The organism is Saezia sanguinis, assembly GCF_003991585.1.
GTDB classification, from domain to species: Bacteria; Pseudomonadota; Gammaproteobacteria; order Burkholderiales; family Burkholderiaceae_C; genus Saezia; species Saezia sanguinis.
The window spans coordinates 1-305 of sequence record NZ_PQSP01000033.1 but is presented as its reverse complement, the minus strand read 5'-3'; the positions used below and the strand labels follow the sequence as shown (position 1 = coordinate 305).

Annotated in this window: 1 protein-coding gene; it reads right to left on the bottom strand. The window is 63.3% G+C overall.

What is annotated here, in order from left to right:
* On the bottom strand, positions 1-305 hold a 305-nt coding region (locus tag CUZ56_RS14870; RefSeq protein ID WP_126981199.1), incomplete at both ends, for an HAD family hydrolase.

Below are 305 nucleotides of genomic sequence, written 5' to 3'. Positions count from 1 at the left end.
AAATCATCCACGCCGGCCTCCTTGGCAATGGCGGCTGCGGTCAGCGGGTTGTCTCCGGTCACCATGACGGTGCGGATACCCATTCGACGCAGCTCAGCAAACCGGTCGGTTAGACCCTCCTTGACGATGTCCTTGAGGTGAACGACGCCGAGCACCTTGCCCGAGTGGTCGGGGGTGCGTACCGCCACGACGAGCGGAGTACCACCGGACTGGGACACCGAGTCGACCCGGCGATCCATGTGCGCCAGCGTGTCGATGTCCATATTGATGTGGGACTCCGTCAGCCAGGCGCGTACAGCAGATCC